Origin of the sequence: Blastomonas sp. AAP25, from assembly GCF_001295965.1 — a bacterium.
GTDB classification, from domain to species: domain Bacteria; phylum Pseudomonadota; class Alphaproteobacteria; order Sphingomonadales; family Sphingomonadaceae; genus Blastomonas; species Blastomonas fulva.
Window position 1 is genome coordinate 95,527 of record NZ_LJHP01000016.1, and the last position, 17,092, is coordinate 112,618.

The window sequence follows — 17,092 nt, forward strand, 5'->3', positions numbered from 1 at the left end:
CTTGCCGTGGCATATCGTTAACGTCTTGTTGACCAATTTACATTCTGTTAACCTTCGAAATTGGGCGTGGATCGTATTTCGCGCCCAAATAAGGAGTGCTAAAAATGGCAAAGCGTACCAAGAAGCCTGTCCGCGGGTTCTGGGACTGGGTCCTGGGCGGCGGCTGGAACTGAGCTGATAGCTCGGCTTTTCAAGCATTTGACCCCGGCCAAAAAGCCGGGGTCATTTTTTTGTGCGCTTTCGCCGTCGTCGCTGCGCGACTTTGACCTTGCCAGTCGTACCCGACGAGCTGGGCCTTCCGAATAGAACTGATTCGAAAAAGTTAACGAATAGCCGCGCTAATGGTTAATACTTGCGCGCGGCTCAGTCACGTGTCGCGCAGCATAATGCGCCGTTACTTGCCCTGAAACCGGGGGGCTCGTTTCTCGAGAATGGCGTCGATCGCCTCGCGGTGATCGTCCATCTGCTGCAGCACGCCCTGCCAGATGGCCGCCTGATCGAGATGCTCCGCCAGCGATACATCACGCGCATCCTTGATCAGTCGCTTGGTCTTGCGGATCGCCGAAGGCGGGAACTGCGCAACCATCCGCGCCAGCGCCTTGGCGCGCTCGGCGAGCGCAAAGACCGGCACCACTTCCGACACCAGACCATAACGCTCGGCCTTGTGGGCATCGATGAATTCCCCGGTCAGCATCATCTGGCTGGCCTTGGCGAGGCCGATGATCCGAGGCAGCAGCCATGCTCCGCCATCGCCCGGGATGATGCCGACCCGCAGGAAGCTCTCGGCAAAAACCGCATCCTCGGCGGCAATGCGGATATCCGCCATGCACGCCAGATCACACCCTGCGCCGATCGCATGTCCCCGCACCGCGGCGATGACCGGCACCGACATGCGATCCATAGTCAGCGGGATGCGCTGGATCTGGGTCTTGTACCAGTTTTCCAGCTCCATCGGGCTCATATGCTGTTCCGATGTCAGCGCCTTGATCTGCTTGATGTTGCCACCCGAACAGAAGCTGGGCCCCTCGCCGGTCAGGATCACGCAGTCGATTTCCGGATCCGCGTCGGCCGCTTCGAGCGCCGATACCAGCGCGCCGATGACCTCTTCGGCCAGCGCGTTGCGCGTGTCGGGGCGATTGAGCGTGATCGTCGCGATGCGGTCCTCGACAGTGTAGAGCACCGGCGGCGGGCCCGAGCGTGCCTCGCGGGCGATGCGATCGGCATAGCCGCCGCTGTGGAACAGCAAAGGTGGCTTGCCTTCGCTCTCGTAGTCGATGACCTCGCCGACCATGATCACATGGTCGCCGCCCTCGTACAGATGACGCGTGGTGCACACCAGTCGCGCCGAGCAACCGTCGATTCGCGGCGGCCCGTCGCCCAGAATGTCCATGCCCGCAAACTTGTCGTCGACCCGCGAGGCGAACAGATTGGCGAGATGGTCCTGATCGCTGGCCAGGATGTGCACGGCAAAGTCGCCAGCCTGTTCGAAGGCTGCCATTGATCGCGCCGAACGCGCCAGCGACCACAGCACCAGCGGCGGATCGAGCGAGACCGAATTGAAGCTGTTGGCGGTGACGCCAATCGCATTGCCTTCGCTGTCGCGGGTGGTGACGATCGTCACGCCTGTGGCGAACTGTCCGAGCGCGTTGCGATAGGTCTTGGGATCGAAATGGGCCATGCCCGGCGATTAACCGCACGCGCAGATCAAAGGCAATGGCTAATACCGGTGGCGTGGACGCGCCGACAAATTGCTTGGCCACCTGCAAGGCTAAAGCTAGACAGGAGGGGGCGATGGAACGGGTGCGGGGCGGCAACAGGCATGAGCGGCGAATTCGAAGCAGTTGGCACGATTGCCGATGGCGGCATGTGGGCCCGCGCGGCCGAGCCGAACGCCGGCGAGAGCACTGCGGACGGGCACGGCAAGTGCCTCAATTGCAGAACCGTGCTTACCGGCCCGCATTGCCACCAGTGCGGCCAGGCGGCGCACGTCCACCGCTCGATCTCGGCCTTCTGGCACGACATCCTGCACGGGGTGCTGCATTTCGACGGCAAGTTCTGGAATACGCTGCCGCTGCTTGCCTGGCAGCCCGGGCATCTGACGCGGCGCTACATCCGTGGCGAACGCGCCAAGTTCATCAGCCCGATGGCACTGTTCCTGTTTTCCATCTTCATGATGTTCGCGATCTTCTCCTATGTCGGCTCGCCCAATTTCACCGGGGATTCGACCATCAAGAACAAGGAGGGCACCAGGGTCATCGGGGTGAGCGACTGGCGCGAGGAGATGCGCAAGGAAATCGCGCAGATCGAGCCGAAGATCGCCGCCAGCAGCAGCGAGCTTGATAAGCTTTCCGCCGACGATCCGGGCCGCGCCGCGCTGACCGAAAAGATCACCGACTTGAAGCGCGAGGTCAACGGTTTGACCTATGCGACCGAGGGCAAGGCGCGCTATCCCGAAGCCTTGGGGCCAGGCGGGGAGAACATGGCCGACATGTTCAACTTCAACTCGGATGTCGATACCGGTTTCAAGGCGTTCGATGCCTGGATCAACAAGCTGGCAAGCAAGGCCAAGAAAAACCCCGAGCTGCTGCTCTACAAGATCCAGTCCAACGGCTATAAATTCGCCTGGCTGCTGATACCGCTGTCGATCCCGTTCGTTTGGCTGGCGACGCTCGGCAAGCGCGGGCACCGGTTCTACGACCACGCAGTGTTCACGACCTATTCGATCGCGTTCATGTCGCTGTTGTTCATCGTCGTCACGCTGTCGGTGAAGTTCAGAATCGTGCCCGGGCTGGTGATCCCGGCAGCGTTGTTCTACGCGCCCTTCCACATGTACCGGCAACTCCGCCATGCGTATGGCACGTCGCGGATCGGAGGCATGTTCCGGCTGGCGCTGCTGCTCACCTGCACGACGATCGTCGTGACGCTGTTCCTGACGATCCTGGTCAACCTGGGACTGGTGGGGTGAGGATCAGCTGCCGAAAAAGCGGCGCTTGATATCCTCGGCCAGCCGCGCGGGGCGCAGCGTTTCAGCATCGAGGCAGCACCAGCTCGATTTGACTTCGGCCAACACATCCTCGCCGCGGCGGATGATTGTCTCGTAGAAGGCGCGCGCGCCGTGAACCTTCTCCAGCACCACGGTGGCGATCACCTGATCGTCGAGAAAAGCAGGCTTGCGATAGGTGATCTCGTGCTTGAGCGCGACCCACAGATGCTCGGCCACCGCCTGGGGCGGGGCGATGTTCTGCCAGTGCGCAACCACCGCATCCTGCACCCATTTGAGATAATGGGCATTGTTGACGTGCCCCATGAAATCGATCTCGGAAGCATCGACGGAAATCGGGTGATCGTGGCTTATGGCTGTGGGGTTTGTCATCGGGCACGAATGTAGCTGGAGTCAGCAGTTTACGGAAGCGGAAATGCCGCGAGCCCGGACAGGCTCGCGGCATTGCGAGGATCGGCAGGTCAGCCGCGGTTCAGAATGCGTAACGGGCGATCACCTGGAACACCGGTCCGGCTTCCTCCGCTTCGAGTTCATACTCGTCGAAGCTGCGATCGGTCTGGTCTTCGACGGTGGTGAACTTGTTGAACACTTCGCGCTTTTTGCCGTTCAGCAGGTTGGACCCCACCGCACGGATGGTCAGGCTGTTGCCGAAACGCTTCTCGATGAAGATCTCGAGATCGGCGCCGTAGCTGGTCGTCACTTCCTCCCCGATCACCCGGCCAAAGGCGTTGCCCTGTTTGCGATAGGTCGCGCCAAACGCGATGCCGATCGACTTGACGTCCTGGATGGCGCCAAAGTTGTAGACATATTTGGACTGGTCGTTGAACCGGCGCTTGCCGAAGACGTCGGTGATTTCGCTGTCCAGATAGGAAACGTTGCCGAAGATGCCGGTGTCCGGAAGGCCGAGGAAGCCAAGGTCGGTCGAAAGGTCGAACTCGACACCATAGACCTTGCCGTCGCCGATATTGAGCGGCTGGAAGACGAAAGTTCCGGCGCCTTCCGAACCGACAACGCCGGTGTTGGTCAGTTCGATCAGGTTCTGGACGTCGCGGTAGAAGAAGTTGATGCCGACGATGCCGCCCCGCCCGATGCGCCGCTCATAGCCAAGATCAAAGCCCCAGGCGGTTTCGGGATCGAGCCCGGGATTGCCCAGCAAATCGTTGTCGCCAAGCTCTGCCTCGAGCAGCGCCGGGGAGAGAAAGTTGAACTCAGGCCTTCGGTTGGTGCGCGCCACCGATCCGATGATGCGGTCCTGATCGGTGATGTCGTACTTGAACGAGGCCGAGGGCAGCAGCTTGGAATAGTCATTGCCCAGCGCGCCGGCGGCCGCACCGGTGGCGTCGATGATCGTCAGGTCGGTCGTCTCGTAGCGAACGCCCGCTTCCCACGAAAACCCGCCATTGCGACCCTCGACCAAGGCGAAGCCGTCGATGCGGCGTTCCTCGATGGAATTGATGCTCCCGGGCGTGAAGGCGGGCGCGGCGAAAGCGGTGTTGAGTTCGGTCGGGTTGCGCTCGAACTGGTTCCAGTTGCGGGCGGCCGCAACATTGAAACGGTTGCGTACGGTCAGGATCGCGGTGTCGCGGTCCTTGTCCTGATAATAACCGCCGAACACCAGCTTGACCTCGTCGGCCAGGTCCACCGCATGTTCGAGCTTCACGGTGAATTCGCTATCGCTTACATCAAGCGTCGTGAAATCGCCGGTAAAGCGCGGGGTGGGGCGGTCGAAATCGACCTCGAACTCGGTCTCGCGCTGCTTGTCGTCAAAATTGGCATAGCCGATCCGAAGCGTCGTCTTGCCCGCAGACCACTGATGCGACAGCTTGCCGTCGATCGTGAAGTTCTCCTGATCGATCTCGTTCACATTGGCGTTGTCGGTGAGCAAATTGCCGCTGGCGGCACCATTGCGGACTGGACCGTTAATTGCGGTGGGATCGTTGTATTCGAAACTGCGCTCATCTTCGGTGCGGTCGGTGCGGACATAGAAACCGCGCAGCTGGAAATTGGTGTCCGCGCCGTCAATTTCGTAAGTGGCGTTGACCGAGTAATCCTTGCCGTCACGGGTATCGGTCTGATCCTCGCGATTGTCGAAATCCTGCGTGGCAAAGCTGGGGTTGTTCTCGGGCGAATCGCTGAAGCGCAGGCTCGACTTGAGCTTGGGATTGTGGCGACCCTGGAAGTTGCCGCCGATCAGCAGACGACCCGGGCCAACCTTGCCGCCGAACACCGCGCCGAAGCTGGGCTCGAACTCCTCATCGTCATAATAGAGCGCTCCGCCGCGGACATAGCCGCCATCAAGCTGATAGCCATCGCGCAGCACGATGTTGAGCGATCCTGCGACGGCATCCCCGGTGCGGCGTGCGGAGTTGGAACGGACGATCTCGACCCGCGAAATCAGCTCGGCGGGAATGCGATCGAGGAAGAACGAGCGGTCGGCCTGGCCGCCGGGCACGCGCTCGCCGTTGATCAGAATCTGGGTATAGCCGGGAGGCAGGCCGCGCAGCCGGGGGCCATCGCTTTCGATGACATCGGACAGGAAGGTGACCGAAGGAACGCGCTTGAGCGCGTCGCCAGCGGTCAGCGGTTCGAAGCGCTGAAAATATTCGGTTCCGTATTCCAGCACCGGCTCGGCGCCATCGATGCGGTTTCGATAGCCGATCTGCCCCTGCACCACGATGTCCTGCGAGGTCACGATCGCCTGATCGCCATCGGGGCGCTGCTGATCGTCCGCTACCGTCTCTTGTGCGGCGGCAAGGCTCGGAACCATCGCAAGTCCGGCAATACCCGCAAGCATCACGCGGCGCGCGCGCAGGCCGAAGCCCTGAAATTTCGTCATATCGAAAACCCCCGAATCAATCAGCGGCAAGTCCGCTGTCGCAGCGCCGCTAACAGCGCTCGGCGACGGATGGATGACGCCAGGATTGCGGATTTGCGTCAGTTTGTGCGCAAAACTGTCATGAACGCGTCGCATCCCCGTGGCAGCGGCGCCGGGTCACTTCGTCCGCTTGTTCAAAGGAACATCTGCTCATGATCGCTTTTCCTCGCATCGCCCTGCTGGGCTGCAGCTTGCTGGCCCTTGTCGCGACGGGATGCGCGTCCAGGGAGGTTCCGCTTGCAACCCGCATCGCCAATGCCCTGCCCGCAACCGATGTCGCCGCGGCGCGCGAAACCGATCCGGTGGGCACGGCGAATGCCGATGCAGCGGACGATCCGGCAATCTGGCGCAACCCGGACAACCCAGCCGCCAGCCTGATAGTCGGCACCGACAAGAAGGCGGGGCTGTACGTCTATGGCATGGATGGCAAGGTGCGCGGATCGTCGCTGACGGGGCGCTACAACAACGTTGCGCTGCAGGCGGGCGAGCACGGTATCGTGGTGATCGCCAGCGACCGCACCGATCCGGTCAATTCCAAGCTGGCGCTGTTCCTGCTCGATCCGGTCACAGCAGCACTCTCCCCGCTCGCCAGCGTACCCAGCGGTCCGGGCGAAGGCTATGGCGTGTGCGTCGCCCCCGCCCCGCGCACCGCCATGGTGGGCGCGGCTGATGCGATGACGGTCTATGCCGCGATCAAGGACGGCAGCGTCCGCCAGATTCGCATCTCCCACAAGCAGGGCCAAGTCGAACACCAGATGGGCGCGAGCTGGAAGCTGGCGACCCAGATCGAAGGCTGCGTGATCGACCCTGCGACTGGATCGCTGTTCGTCGGCGAGGAAGATGTCGGCATCTGGAAGATCGATGTCGCGCGCCCCGATGCTGCGCCCGTCCTGTTTGCCGCAGCCGATGGCAAGGCGCTGGTCGCCGACGTCGAAGGCCTGGCGATTGCAGCGCGCGAAGTTGCCAGCAGCTGGCTCGTCGCATCGAGCCAGGGCGACAATGCCTATGCGGTGTTCGATACCGCCACGGGCAGGCTGCTGGGCCGCTTCCGCATCAACGGCGGAATGCTCGACGGCACGTCCGAAACCGACGGGATCGAGCTAGCAACGGGCAATTTCGGCCCCGGCTTCGAGCAGGGCGTGTTTATCGCGCAGGATGGCGACAATGGCGGCGGAACGCAGAACTTCAAGCTGGTGAGCTGGGCGGCGATCCTGGCAGCCCTGGGGCTCTAGCCCCGCCCGCGATAGCCCGGAACCTCCTGCGGCGGCAGCCAAAGCCCCGCAGGCGGTTCGCCCGATTGCCAGAACACGTCGATCGGGATGCCGCCGCGCGGATACCAGTAACCGCCGATGCGCAGCCAGTGCGGCTGCATCTCGTCGAACAACCGCTCGCCGATTCCCACGGTGCAGTCCTCGTGAAACGCCTGATGGTTGCGGAAGCTGCCCAGGAACAGCTTGAGCGACTTGGATTCGACCATCACCTGGTCGGGTGCGTAGTCGATGACCAGATGCGCGAAATCGGGCTGCCCGGTCACCGGGCACAACGAGGTGAACTCGGGCACGGCAAAGCGCACCAGATACGGTTTGCCGGGACGCGGGTTGGCTACATAATCCAGCACCGCGGTCTCGGGCGATGTCGGCATCGGGCTGTCTTTGCCCAGAAAGCGTGTTTGGGGTTGATCGGACATGCGCCTCATCTAATGCGGCACACGGCTGATGTCATCTCCTGCAATGCATTCAGCGCGGATTAAGCGCGCCACCGGCGTTGCAGGAAGACCTTGTGTCGCAGGAAAACAGGGCCGTTCGGGGTACGATGGGGAAGATCAAGAGCATGGACGCAACGCAGACAGGGTATCGCAAGGTCGTGCCGGTGGTCCTGGCGCTCGTGGTGGCGGTATCGTCTGCGGGTGCGGAAGCTGTGTCTGCGCAGGAAACACCTTCGGGCGGGTTTTCGCTTCCGGCAGGCGCGCCGCCGCAGCAGCAACCGCCGAGCGATGTGCAGGGCCCGGTCGATGCCGAATCGTCGCCGCCGCGCCGTACCGACGAACCCGCGCCAAGCACCACCAGCCCGTCGCTGCCCAGCATCGCCCCGGTGCCCGTGCCCACCCCGCAACAGCGCCAGCGCGACGCCGCCAGTCAGCGGGCGGACACGCCGCGGACCCAGCGCGAACCACGCCAGACTGCCCCTGCCCCTATTCAAGCCGAGCCCGCAACACCGCAAGACTCTGGTGAGCAGTCCCAGGACAATGCGACCGACATTCCTGTGGATGCGCCTGCAACGCTGCCGCTACCGACTCCGGCAATTCCCGATGACACGCAACCTGGTGCCGTACCCGAGCTGGATACGGACAACGCCCCCGCCGACGGATCGATCTGGTGGTGGCTGGGCGCAGGGCTGATCGCGCTGGTCAGCCTGATCGCAATGGCGCTGCGCCAGCGCTCGTCTGCTCGCGCCGAGGCGGCGGCTCCGCCAGCTCCGGCTGTGCCCACCGCGACGGTCCCGACCCCGCCCCTGCGCACCCCTCCGCCGGTGCCGCAGCCGAGCGCCCAGCCTGCTGCACAAGCCTTTTCCCGGCCCGCTCCTCAGCCTTCTGGACAGCCCTCTGGCCAGCAAGTCCCGCAGCCTGCACCGCGCCCCGCTCCGCTCCCCGCATCGGCGCCTTTCGGCACGCTGCAAGGCGGCGGCTTTGCCTTCGGAGCCAGCCCGGCACCTGCGCCTGCTCCCGCACCTGCACGACCAGTCGCAGCCGAACCTTCCAAGCCACCCGCGCCTGCGCCGCAAGCCTCGCCGGAACCTGCCCCCGAGACGTCAAGCGTTGCCGCGTCGGTAGCCCAGCCGCCCAGGCTGCTGCTCGATTTCACCACGCTGGGTATCGATGTGACGCTGGTCAACGCCATCGCCCGGTATCACCTGGGCATCACCAACATGTCCGACATCACCGTCAGCGAGGTCGTGCTTCACGGCGCTGTGGTGCAGGCGCGGCGCGGCATGCCGCCGACGATTGACCCGCTGCGCGGGGATGTCCTGCTGCCGAAGCTGCAGACGCTCGACGATATCGCGGCCGATGCGACCCGCCGTTGCGAGGGGCAGATCCGGCTGCCGCTCGAGCAGATCGAGCCGATCGAGATGCAGGGTCGGCTGCTGTTCGTCCCCGTCGTACACATCTGGATCGGCTATACCGGCCCCGATGGCACGCGCTACGCCGTGACCCAGTCGTTCGTGATCGGCGAGGAAAGCTCGCCCCCTGGCCCGCGCGTCGGCCCGTTGCGGCTTGACCTTGGCCCGCGCCGGTTCACCGAGGTGGGCCAGCGTCCGCTGCAGCCCGCCTGATCGTCATCGCTCCGCCGCTGGCGTCTTGCCAAGCAGCGGCCTGCCGTGCCAAGTTGCAGATTGTATACGGATTTTCTGCACAAAAAGGATGACATGATGCGCAGCTGGATTGGTTCTGCGGCGATCGCGCTTTGCCTGGCATCGGCGCCGCTGCTGGCACAGGATGCGGCCAAGGGCGGCGGCAAGGACAGCGAAAAGGCAGCGCCCGTGCGGGCCGAGCCGATGGTATCGGTGACCCGGCATTCGGGTACCTTCGGCGGCCAGCGGATCGCCTATACAGCCACCGCCAGCGACACCTTCCTCAAGGACGACAAGGGCAACCCGCGGGCGCGGATCTTTTCGGTCAGCTATGTCAAGGATGGTGCCGACGCCAACCGCCCGGTGACGTTCCTGTTCAACGGCGGCCCGGGGTCGGGATCGCTGTGGCTGCATATGGGCGCGTTCGGCCCCAAGCGAGTCGCCATCCCCAATGACGGCCGCGACGACGGTGCCCCGCCCTATCGCATCGTCGAAAACCCCGACAGCCTGCTCGACGTGACCGACATCGTGTTCATCGATCCGGTCGGCACGGCCTTTTCCACCGCTCTCGGCGATACCGATCCCAAGGAATTCTGGGGCGTCACCAAGGACGCCAAGTCTATCGCGCAGTTCATCCGCACCTGGCTGTCGGAGAACAACCGCTGGAACGCGCCCAAATATCTGGGCGGAGAGAGCTATGGCACCACCCGCACCGCTGCGGTGGTGAACGAGCTCGAAGGCACGTACAACGACGTCGCGTTCAACGGACTGCTGCTGATCTCCACCATCCTCGATTTCGGCGCGCAGGCCGAGGTCCCGGGCAATGAAATGCCCTATGTGCTGATGGTCCCCAGCATGGCGGTGACCGCGCTCTACCACGGAAAGACAACGCCGGCGGCATCGGGGACCGGCCCTGCCGCGCTCGCCGCCGAGGCCAAGGTGTTTGCGACCAACGAATATCTGCCCGCCTTGATGAAGGGCTCTGCGCTGGTAGGCGAGGAACGCGCCGCGATCCGTGCGAAGCTTTCGCGCTATACCGGGCTGACCGAGCAGTATCTTGAAAGCGCCGACCTGCGCGTCACGCCCAGCCGGTTCTACAAGGAGCTGCTGCGCGATCGAGGACTGGTCGTCGGGCGGCTCGATGCGCGCTACACCGGCAAGGACTTCGACAATGCCGGCGAAACCCCAGACAACGATCCCAGCTTTTATGGCATCGACGGCAGCTACACCGCGGCCTTCAACGCCTATGTCCGGCAGGAGCTGAAATTCAGCCCGGAGCGGCAATATGTCACCATCGGCGGCATCCGCGACTGGGACTGGGATCTGCCCGGCAATGGCGGCGAAGCGCGCTACTACAAGAACGTCGCACCCTATATCGGCCGCGCGCTGCGCGAGAACAGCGGGCTTCGCGTGCTGGTGGCGCAGGGCTGGTACGATTTCGCCACCCCGTTCTTCGGCGCCGAATATTCGCTGACCCGCACCGGCATTCCCACCGACCGGATCGAGTACACCAGCTACGACGCCGGCCACATGATGTATGTCAACGAGACGGACCTCACCAAATTGTCGCGCGATATCCGGGACTTCATGCGCAGGCGCTGAGCTGGAACAAAATCGCCGACGAGCGTTGTCAGCCTTATGGCCGTAATGATTCCGGGGCATGATGGTATGATGAAAGCTCTTCTCCTTGCCGTTGTGGCGCCTTCCGCGATCGCCGTTCCGCCTGCGCCACCTGCCCCCCCGAACACCGAGCGGGCGCTGCTTGCCTGGGTTCCGGGGGAGGTCCGCTGCGCTGGGACAGTCGTCAGACCCAGGTCCCTCGAGCGCCCGCTGGCGACCCTGTCATGGGCGAGCCAGGTTGCAGGCAACACGGTGACCTATACGTTCGCCATCGATCCGAGCGGTCGGACGATGGCGATACGCCGGGTCCCGAAGGACGCACGGGCCAATGGCTCGGAAGACATCGCGCCCTCGCTTGCGGCGAGCCGGTTTGCAGCAGGCCAGCCGCGTTCCGACTGCACGATCAGCTACGCTCCAGAGCAGATGAGCCTGAATGGGGCGCCGGTTGCCGATCTCATCGCCTATTCGGTGAACGCGATATCCGGCCCCCTGCCCAGGCCGGGCTGGGAGCGCATCAACGGCGACAGCAACTGCCGCGACGAGCGCGCGCTGGGGATCGAAACCCGCGCCTTTCCCCATTTTAAGGCGATTGCGGCAACCCCCGGCGTGCGCGAGTGGTCGATGGTTGGCTATGACATCGAGGAAAACGGAGCGACCACCAACATCGCAACCGTCGCGGGAAGCCGGAATGCCGCACTTGACGCCGCGAGCAGGGATGCCGTGGCAAGGACGCGCTATTACAAGGGCGGACGCCAGGGCTGCCGGTTCCCCTATTGGCTCAGCCCTGCTCCGCTACCGGCCCCGGCATTACCCGATGAGCAGCAGTTCCGCCCCGCCGGCGCGACCTGCCCTGCCCGCCACGACTGGGCCGTGCAGCCTGCGCTGCGCTTCCCGGAGCCCTATCGCCGCCGCGCGATCGAGGGGTGGGCCATCGTCACCTATGATGTCGCACCATGGGGCGAAGTCTCGAACATCCAGGTCGTCGCGAGCGAGCCAAGCGAAGACTTCGGCGCACAGGCTGCCATCGTCGTTCGCGGCGGCAAGGCAGCGACGAACCGGGGCTATGTCGGATGCACCGAGCGGGTCAAGTTCATGATGGGATCAGACCAGCGCGAAGATCCGTAAGCACCTTGCCGTGGCCGCATCCAGGCTTGGCGACGCTTGCTCGGATCACACATGATGGTGACCTGGACACATCCACCGTCTCGAGGAGGAATGACCACAAAAGAGTCGTTTGCCGAACGAAGGTTTTTTCCCGAGATCCCCGCGCTTGAGCCTGTGGCCCCAGCAGATGGCTGTTTCGGGCACATCAAGGTGACTGTGCCAGCCTTGAAGTCATAGGTGAGCGACGCGCAGTGGCCGATCGTATCCAAGCCGATGTACAGCCGCTGGGTCGGGACCTTGCGCTTGCTGTCGCCCGTGACCACAATCTCGTCGAGATCCTGGTCGGGAGCAGCGCCGTCGGGGATGCCTTGGGAGTTGCCCATGTCCGAAACGCGGACTGCAAGATTGCGTATCTCCAGATCGCCGAGCATCAGGGGCCGATCGAGCTCTAGGCGGCGGATGGGACGCGGTATTTCATACAGGATCGGTGCCTCGCGGGCATCCCCGTTGAACCGCCCGCCATGCACATCGGCGATCCATCGCCCGCCGGTTGCAGTCACCACACTTTCTGCACGAGCCAGGGAGAACGCGACGTAGACCGGCTTGCCGCCAACGTCGATCTTCATGCCTGTCTGGCTGAGGCCCATATCCTTGTCGAGGGGGAAGGTCATCGCCTGATCGCCCGCCTGCAGGTCCCGCAAGACAAATATGGTGCGCCGGAACGGGAATGTGGCAGGGCCGGCAACGCCATCGGCGCCGTCCGCCACTCTCCGGTCACTGAAAGCCGTGCGGCTCTTGAAGGACGTGGTTCCTGCACGATACTTTACATTGTCGGTTCGCAGGGCGATCTTCACCGGTCCGATCAAATACACATACCCGATCATGCTGGGCTTCAGTCCGACCTTCTCTGCCACATCGGCATTCACGGTCGGCACCGAGACGGCATCCGGTGCCAGACGAAAGCGCACGGGTTGATTGTTGATGAACATCGCGACCGTGTCGCCCATTCGCACACTCAGATCGGCGGGCGGCGTGTTTGAGGGCTGTGCTGCCGCTTGCCCGGCGCACAGCGCAAGCGCGACCGTGAGGATTGATGCACGCCCCTGCATAAACGAACTCCCAGATAACCACCAACGACCCAAGAACCGGCCTGTGCCGAACCAGCAATCAACGCGTAGCATAGCTCGAAATGGCTTGCCTGTTTTCCGCCTTCGGATCGACAAATGAATTTCAGGTTGCAGCAATACCGGAAGGAAAGTCGCCCTCCCCGGCTTGGAGGTGCATCGCCTCCGAGTAACTGCTGTTCATTGGTCGAATTCGCAACGACAGGTTGGCTTTATTGCAAAACAGTCTGATGGAGCCCTCATTGCTTCTTGGCGCGTTCCGTTGACCAGAACATCAAGGCGAGACCGAGCCCGACCATGATCAGCGAAAGCGGCGCGGCATATTGCATGAACGTTGCAATCTGTTCGCCAGACCAGCTGGTCTTGACGGTGTCAGCCAACAATTCTGCGCCCTTCAACAGCCCGGCATGAAGCCAGAAGGCCGCCAGGATCATGAAGGTGCCGCACAATAGGGCAAATGCCAGGGCCATGGTCCGAGTTCGCGTCATGGGAAACCATTCTCCCCTTACAGGAAACTGCCCCTTCTTTTTAACCCGTCCGGCAATCCTCGAAAAGGGCTCGTTTGCCAAATGGCGGCTCTTTTCAGTCATGCTTCGCAGGGCGTTTTCGAAGAATTTCAGGCTTGCCGCTTGGACTTTATTGAAGCGTGACGGAAGGTTGCAAGAAGCACGACCAAACCGATTACGTTGAAAAGACCGCCTGAAACAACTGTCACAAGCTCGAGCCAGCCATCAAACTGCATTCCCGCGAAAATCAGCGAATTGCCCGCGAAGATCGTAGCTAGCGCTCGCCACATCAGGAGATGGCCTCTGGTGACAACGACGTTTTCATCGAGGTTACTAAAAACTGCCATAGGTAACGCTCGCATACACGAGGGGAATTCGCAACCGACCGTACGGTCAAAAGTTCAAAGGCTGAGACTGACGGTGGGAAGTCGGCTTGGGGGGGCGTTTGCTGAACGACGCCTTTTTTGACGGCGGTACGAAAAGCTGGCATCTCGATTGCCTCCGAAAAAATCCCACGCCCACCGGGCACGGCAAGAATGCGCAAGGACATCGATGACCAAGATCACTCTCCACGGCATCCCCAATTGCGACACGATGAAGAAGGCGCGCGTCTGGCTCGAGGCGCAGGGACTGGCCTATGATTTCCACGACTACAAGAAAGTCGGGATAACCTCCGGCAAGCTGAACGCCTGGGCGGATGTCGTAGGATGGGAGGTGCTGCTCAACAAGGCGGGCACGACCTTCCGCAAGCTCCCCGACGCGGACAAGGCGGACATCACCCGTGACAAGGCGATCGCGCTGATGGTCGAGCAGCCTTCGCTGATCAAGCGGCCGGTGCTGGAGCATCCCGGCGGCGTGCTGGTCGGCTTCAAGCCGGATGTCTATGCGAGCGCACTCGGCTGAAATTCGGCCTGAAGATTTGGCCTGAAGATTTGGGCTGCGCCGCTGTCATATCGCTGTCTCCGTCCCCATCTACGAGGGACCACTGACAGGAGAATGCAGTCATGCCCAAGGCCATCTGGAACGGTACCGTCATCGCCGAGAGCGACGATACCGTCGTAGTCGAGCGCAACCACTATTTCCCGCGCGACAGCGTTCGCGCCGATCTGCTCAAACCCAGCGCCACCACCAGTGTGTGCGGCTGGAAGGGCACCGCGTCTTATTATTCGCTCGAGGTCGACGGCAAGACCAATGCCGACGCCGTATGGTACTACCTTGAGCCCAAGGATGCGGCCAAGGAGATCACCGACCGGCTCGCGTTCTGGAAGGGCGTCGAGGTCACCGCGTGATCCTGAGCGCCTTCATGATGCTCGCAAGCAGCGCCAACCCCCTCGTCATCGCGCATCGCGGGGCGAGCGGGGAGCGGCCCGAGCATACGCTCGAGGCCTATGCTCTGGCGATCGATCAGGGGGCAGATTTTATCGAGCCCGACCTTGTCAGCACCCGCGACGGCGTGCTGGTGGCGCGGCACGAGAACGAGATTTCCGAGACCACCGACGTCGCTGCGCGACCTGAGTTTGCCAGCCGCAAGACCAGCAAGCTGATCGACGGCCAGACGCTCACGGGCTGGTTCACCGAGGATTTCACGCTCGCCGAATTGAAGACGCTGCGCGCGAAGGAGCGTCTGCCGCAGCTTCGCAAGGCGAACACCGCGTTCGATGGGCGCTACGAAGTGCCGACGCTCGCTGAAATCATCGCGCTGGTACGCAAGCGGCAAAGCGAGACGGGGCGGACGATCGGGCTGTATCCCGAAACCAAGCACCCCAGTTATTTCCGCTCGATCGGGCTCCCGATCGAGGAGAAGCTGGTCACGATGCTGGGCGATGCCGGCTATGACGGAGCGGACGACCCCGTCTTCATCCAGAGCTTCGAGGTCGAGAACCTCAAACGCCTGCGCGGCATGACCAAGCTGCCGCTGGTGCAGCTGATGGCGGGCGCCTTCGGCCCACCCGATCTGCCCGGTATAACGTATGCCGAAATGAGCACGCAGCAGGGCCTTGCCGATATCGCGCGATACGCCAATGCGATCGGAGTAGAAAAGGCGATGGTCATCCCGCGCGATGCCAGCGGCGATCTGGCCGAGCCGACGGCGCTGGTGCGCGACGCGCATGCGGCGGGCCTGAAGGTCCATGTCTGGACGTTCCGCCGCGAGAACTATTTCCTGTCGAAAGATCTGCGCATCGGCACCGACCCTGCCGGGACCGGCAATGTCACCGCCGAAATACGCGCCTTCCTCGCCACGAGGATCGACGGCTATTTTACAGACAATGTCGTAGAAGGCGTCGCCGCCGCCCGGTGACGAGACGCGCGATCAGGGCGGAGGCGGCGATCCGCCCGATGCGGTCCCTTCCTCCCGCGCGGCCTGCTTGCCGTCACGGATCGCCTCGCGCATGTCCTTGTGATCGGCGGCATCGGGGGTTGCGGGCTCGTCGTTGAGCACCTTGGCGGCACGCGGCGCCAGGCAGACCTTGGCCAGCACCGGGAGATGGTCCGACCCCACATTTTCCAGCACCTTCATGTCCACCAAGGTAAAATCTGGCGACATGAACAGATGGTCGAGCGGCCAGCGCAGCCCGGGCAGATTGGCCGGGAAGGTCGCGTACAGCCCGCGGCCGATGCGCGGATCGAGATAGCCCCCGATCCGCTTGAACATCTGCGAGGTGCGCGACCAGGCGACATCGTTGAAATCGCCCATTGCAAGCACGGGCAGCTTCGTTTCCTTGGCGTGGCGCGCGGCGATCGCGATCTCTCCATCGCGCTTTTCGGTGTCCTCGCCCGGCTGGGGCGGACGCGGGTGCAGGCCGATATAGCGGAACTGCGCACCGGCCTTGGTCTGCATGGTCGCGAACACCGATGGGGTTTCCTTGTCGATCAGCCAGGTAATCTCGGCATCCTCCACCGGCAGCCGCGACAGCAGGATCAGCCCGTAGAGATTGTCGAGCGGCGCGGACGAGCGGTGGGGATAACGGTCGATGACAGGCTTGAGGGCATCTTCCCACAGCTTGTCGGTTTCCAGCAGCAGCACGATGTCGGGGTCTTCGCGGTCGATCAGCTGGATCGTGCGCGCATAATCGCGGTTGGTCTGCAGCACGTTGAACGAGAAAGCGGAGATGCAGTTTTCACGGTTGATCACCGCCTTTGCGACCTCGGCCCTGGCGAAGGGGGTATACGGATAGATGCGAAATCCCTGCCAGCCGATCACCAGCAGCATCGCCACCACAACCGCGGCGCGGACCCATCCGGTCAGCACCGGCACCGCCGCAACCAGAGCGATCGCGGCAAGCACCATGAGCGCGACACGCGGAAAGTCCCACATGCGGATGTACCAGCGATAGCTGGTCAGCAGGCTGAGCGTCGTGCCGGTTGCGGCAATGGCGGCCAGCACAAAAACAAGGATTCGCAGCATCCTGAATCATATCCGTTGTGGAAGGAAAAGAGAGGACCCTTGTCGCGTGCTGCGCGGGATTAGGCAAGCGCGGCGTCCCTTACTGCGCCGTTGTGTTTGCAGAGCGCC

The 17,092-nt window shown here is 62.9% G+C and carries 16 protein-coding genes; 8 read left to right on the plus strand and 8 right to left on the minus strand.

Features of this window, described 5'->3' with window-relative positions; translation table 11 throughout:
* Positions 1 to 394: 394 nt before the first annotated feature.
* Positions 395 to 1,678 (minus strand): enoyl-CoA hydratase-related protein, encoded by a 1,284-nt coding sequence (locus IP68_RS12595; RefSeq protein ID WP_231683966.1) that lies wholly within the window; start codon positions 1,676 to 1,678, stop codon positions 395 to 397.
* Between the two features lie 141 nt (positions 1,679 to 1,819).
* Here IP68_RS12595 and IP68_RS12600 point away from each other — a divergent pair, with 141 nt between their 5' ends.
* A complete protein-coding gene (locus IP68_RS12600; protein ID WP_054135348.1) occupies positions 1,820 to 2,965 on the plus strand; it encodes a DUF3667 domain-containing protein in 1,146 nt (381 codons plus the stop codon).
* A 3-nt stretch (positions 2,966 to 2,968) separates the two neighbouring features.
* Here the strand turns inward: IP68_RS12600 and IP68_RS12605 are convergent, their stop codons facing one another.
* Entirely contained in the window at positions 2,969 to 3,373 is a 405-nt protein-coding gene (locus tag IP68_RS12605; RefSeq protein WP_033924864.1) for a thioesterase family protein, read from the minus strand.
* Between the two features lie 100 nt (positions 3,374 to 3,473).
* Positions 3,474 to 5,837: a TonB-dependent siderophore receptor gene (locus IP68_RS12610; protein WP_082382338.1), complete on the minus strand. Its 2,364-nt coding sequence runs from the start codon at positions 5,835 to 5,837 to the stop codon at positions 3,474 to 3,476.
* A 191-nt stretch (positions 5,838 to 6,028) separates the two neighbouring features.
* Here IP68_RS12610 and IP68_RS12615 point away from each other — a divergent pair, with 191 nt between their 5' ends.
* Complete coding sequence (locus tag IP68_RS12615; protein ID WP_054135349.1) at positions 6,029 to 7,108, plus strand: phytase; 1,080 nt, start codon at positions 6,029 to 6,031, stop codon at positions 7,106 to 7,108.
* Here the strand turns inward: IP68_RS12615 and queF are convergent.
* On the minus strand, positions 7,105 to 7,563 hold the full coding sequence (queF, locus tag IP68_RS12620; protein WP_054135403.1) for a preQ(1) synthase: 459 nt from the start codon (positions 7,561 to 7,563) through the stop codon (positions 7,105 to 7,107). The two genes, IP68_RS12615 and queF, sit on opposite strands and share 4 nt — an antisense overlap.
* A 143-nt stretch (positions 7,564 to 7,706) precedes the next feature.
* Here queF and IP68_RS12625 point away from each other — a divergent pair, with 143 nt between their 5' ends.
* From IP68_RS12625 to IP68_RS12635, 3 genes are all read left to right on the plus strand, one after another.
* A complete protein-coding gene (locus IP68_RS12625) occupies positions 7,707 to 9,206 on the plus strand; it encodes a hypothetical protein (RefSeq protein WP_156318128.1) in 1,500 nt (499 codons plus the stop codon).
* A gap of 96 nt (positions 9,207 to 9,302) precedes the next feature.
* Positions 9,303 to 10,826, plus strand: coding sequence for a S10 family peptidase (locus IP68_RS12630; protein WP_054135404.1), 1,524 nt, complete (start codon positions 9,303 to 9,305; stop codon positions 10,824 to 10,826).
* Between the two features lie 69 nt (positions 10,827 to 10,895).
* On the plus strand, positions 10,896 to 11,969 hold the full coding sequence (locus IP68_RS12635) for an energy transducer TonB (RefSeq protein WP_197275798.1): 1,074 nt from the start codon (positions 10,896 to 10,898) through the stop codon (positions 11,967 to 11,969).
* Here IP68_RS12635 and IP68_RS12640 read toward each other — a convergent pair.
* The 3 genes from IP68_RS12640 to IP68_RS12650 all read right to left on the minus strand — a co-directional run bounded on the left by IP68_RS12640 (position 11,906) and on the right by IP68_RS12650 (position 13,925).
* Positions 11,906 to 13,057 (minus strand): hypothetical protein, encoded by a 1,152-nt coding sequence (locus IP68_RS12640; protein ID WP_054135352.1) that lies wholly within the window; start codon positions 13,055 to 13,057, stop codon positions 11,906 to 11,908. The genes IP68_RS12635 and IP68_RS12640 overlap by 64 nt on opposite strands.
* A gap of 254 nt (positions 13,058 to 13,311) precedes the next feature.
* On the minus strand, positions 13,312 to 13,662 hold the full coding sequence (locus tag IP68_RS12645) for a hypothetical protein (protein ID WP_156318130.1): 351 nt from the start codon (positions 13,660 to 13,662) through the stop codon (positions 13,312 to 13,314).
* A gap of 26 nt (positions 13,663 to 13,688) precedes the next feature.
* Positions 13,689 to 13,925: a hypothetical protein gene (locus IP68_RS12650; protein WP_054135354.1), complete on the minus strand. Its 237-nt coding sequence runs from the start codon at positions 13,923 to 13,925 to the stop codon at positions 13,689 to 13,691.
* Positions 13,926 to 14,130: 205 nt separating this feature from the next.
* On the opposite strand from IP68_RS12650, the gene IP68_RS12655 reads away from it, so the two are divergent.
* From IP68_RS12655 to IP68_RS12665, 3 genes are all read left to right on the plus strand, one after another.
* Positions 14,131 to 14,481 carry an ArsC family reductase gene (locus IP68_RS12655; RefSeq protein WP_054135355.1) on the plus strand — a complete coding sequence of 117 codons (351 nt, stop codon included), beginning with the start codon at positions 14,131 to 14,133 and terminating at the stop codon, positions 14,479 to 14,481.
* 101 nt (positions 14,482 to 14,582) lie between these two features.
* Positions 14,583 to 14,867, plus strand: coding sequence for a DUF427 domain-containing protein (locus IP68_RS12660; RefSeq protein WP_054135356.1), 285 nt, complete (start codon positions 14,583 to 14,585; stop codon positions 14,865 to 14,867).
* A gap of 17 nt (positions 14,868 to 14,884) precedes the next feature.
* Positions 14,885 to 15,877, plus strand: coding sequence for a glycerophosphodiester phosphodiesterase (locus tag IP68_RS12665; protein WP_369814862.1), 993 nt, complete (start codon positions 14,885 to 14,887; stop codon positions 15,875 to 15,877).
* A 12-nt stretch (positions 15,878 to 15,889) separates the two neighbouring features.
* On the opposite strand, the gene IP68_RS12670 is transcribed toward IP68_RS12665, so the two are convergent.
* Complete coding sequence (locus IP68_RS12670; RefSeq protein WP_054135358.1) at positions 15,890 to 16,984, minus strand: endonuclease/exonuclease/phosphatase family protein; 1,095 nt, start codon at positions 16,982 to 16,984, stop codon at positions 15,890 to 15,892.
* Positions 16,985 to 17,092: the final 108 nt, after the last annotated feature.

Excerpts from the sequence above, each read along its gene's own strand:
- IP68_RS12635 (WP_197275798.1), top strand. The coding sequence starts at position 10,896 with ATGAAAGCTCTTCTCCTTGCCGTTGTGGCGCCTTCCGCGATCGCCGTT.
- queF (WP_054135403.1), bottom strand. The coding sequence starts at position 7,563 with ATGTCCGATCAACCCCAAACACGCTTTCTGGGCAAAGACAGCCCGATG.
- IP68_RS12625 (WP_156318128.1), top strand. The coding sequence starts at position 7,707 with ATGGACGCAACGCAGACAGGGTATCGCAAGGTCGTGCCGGTGGTCCTG.
- IP68_RS12600 (WP_054135348.1), top strand. The coding sequence starts at position 1,820 with ATGAGCGGCGAATTCGAAGCAGTTGGCACGATTGCCGATGGCGGCATG.
- IP68_RS12630 (WP_054135404.1), top strand. The coding sequence starts at position 9,303 with ATGCGCAGCTGGATTGGTTCTGCGGCGATCGCGCTTTGCCTGGCATCG.
- IP68_RS12655 (WP_054135355.1), top strand. The coding sequence starts at position 14,131 with ATGACCAAGATCACTCTCCACGGCATCCCCAATTGCGACACGATGAAG.
- IP68_RS12640 (WP_054135352.1), bottom strand. The coding sequence starts at position 13,057 with ATGCAGGGGCGTGCATCAATCCTCACGGTCGCGCTTGCGCTGTGCGCC.
- IP68_RS12615 (WP_054135349.1), top strand. The coding sequence starts at position 6,029 with ATGATCGCTTTTCCTCGCATCGCCCTGCTGGGCTGCAGCTTGCTGGCC.
- IP68_RS12610 (WP_082382338.1), bottom strand. The coding sequence starts at position 5,837 with ATGACGAAATTTCAGGGCTTCGGCCTGCGCGCGCGCCGCGTGATGCTT.
- IP68_RS12670 (WP_054135358.1), bottom strand. The coding sequence starts at position 16,984 with ATGCTGCGAATCCTTGTTTTTGTGCTGGCCGCCATTGCCGCAACCGGC.
- IP68_RS12650 (WP_054135354.1), bottom strand. The coding sequence starts at position 13,925 with ATGGCAGTTTTTAGTAACCTCGATGAAAACGTCGTTGTCACCAGAGGC.
- IP68_RS12595 (WP_231683966.1), bottom strand. The coding sequence starts at position 1,678 with ATGGCCCATTTCGATCCCAAGACCTATCGCAACGCGCTCGGACAGTTC.
- IP68_RS12645 (WP_156318130.1), bottom strand. The coding sequence starts at position 13,662 with ATGACTGAAAAGAGCCGCCATTTGGCAAACGAGCCCTTTTCGAGGATT.
- IP68_RS12665 (WP_369814862.1), top strand. The coding sequence starts at position 14,885 with ATGCTCGCAAGCAGCGCCAACCCCCTCGTCATCGCGCATCGCGGGGCG.
- IP68_RS12660 (WP_054135356.1), top strand. The coding sequence starts at position 14,583 with ATGCCCAAGGCCATCTGGAACGGTACCGTCATCGCCGAGAGCGACGAT.
- IP68_RS12605 (WP_033924864.1), bottom strand. The coding sequence starts at position 3,373 with ATGACAAACCCCACAGCCATAAGCCACGATCACCCGATTTCCGTCGAT.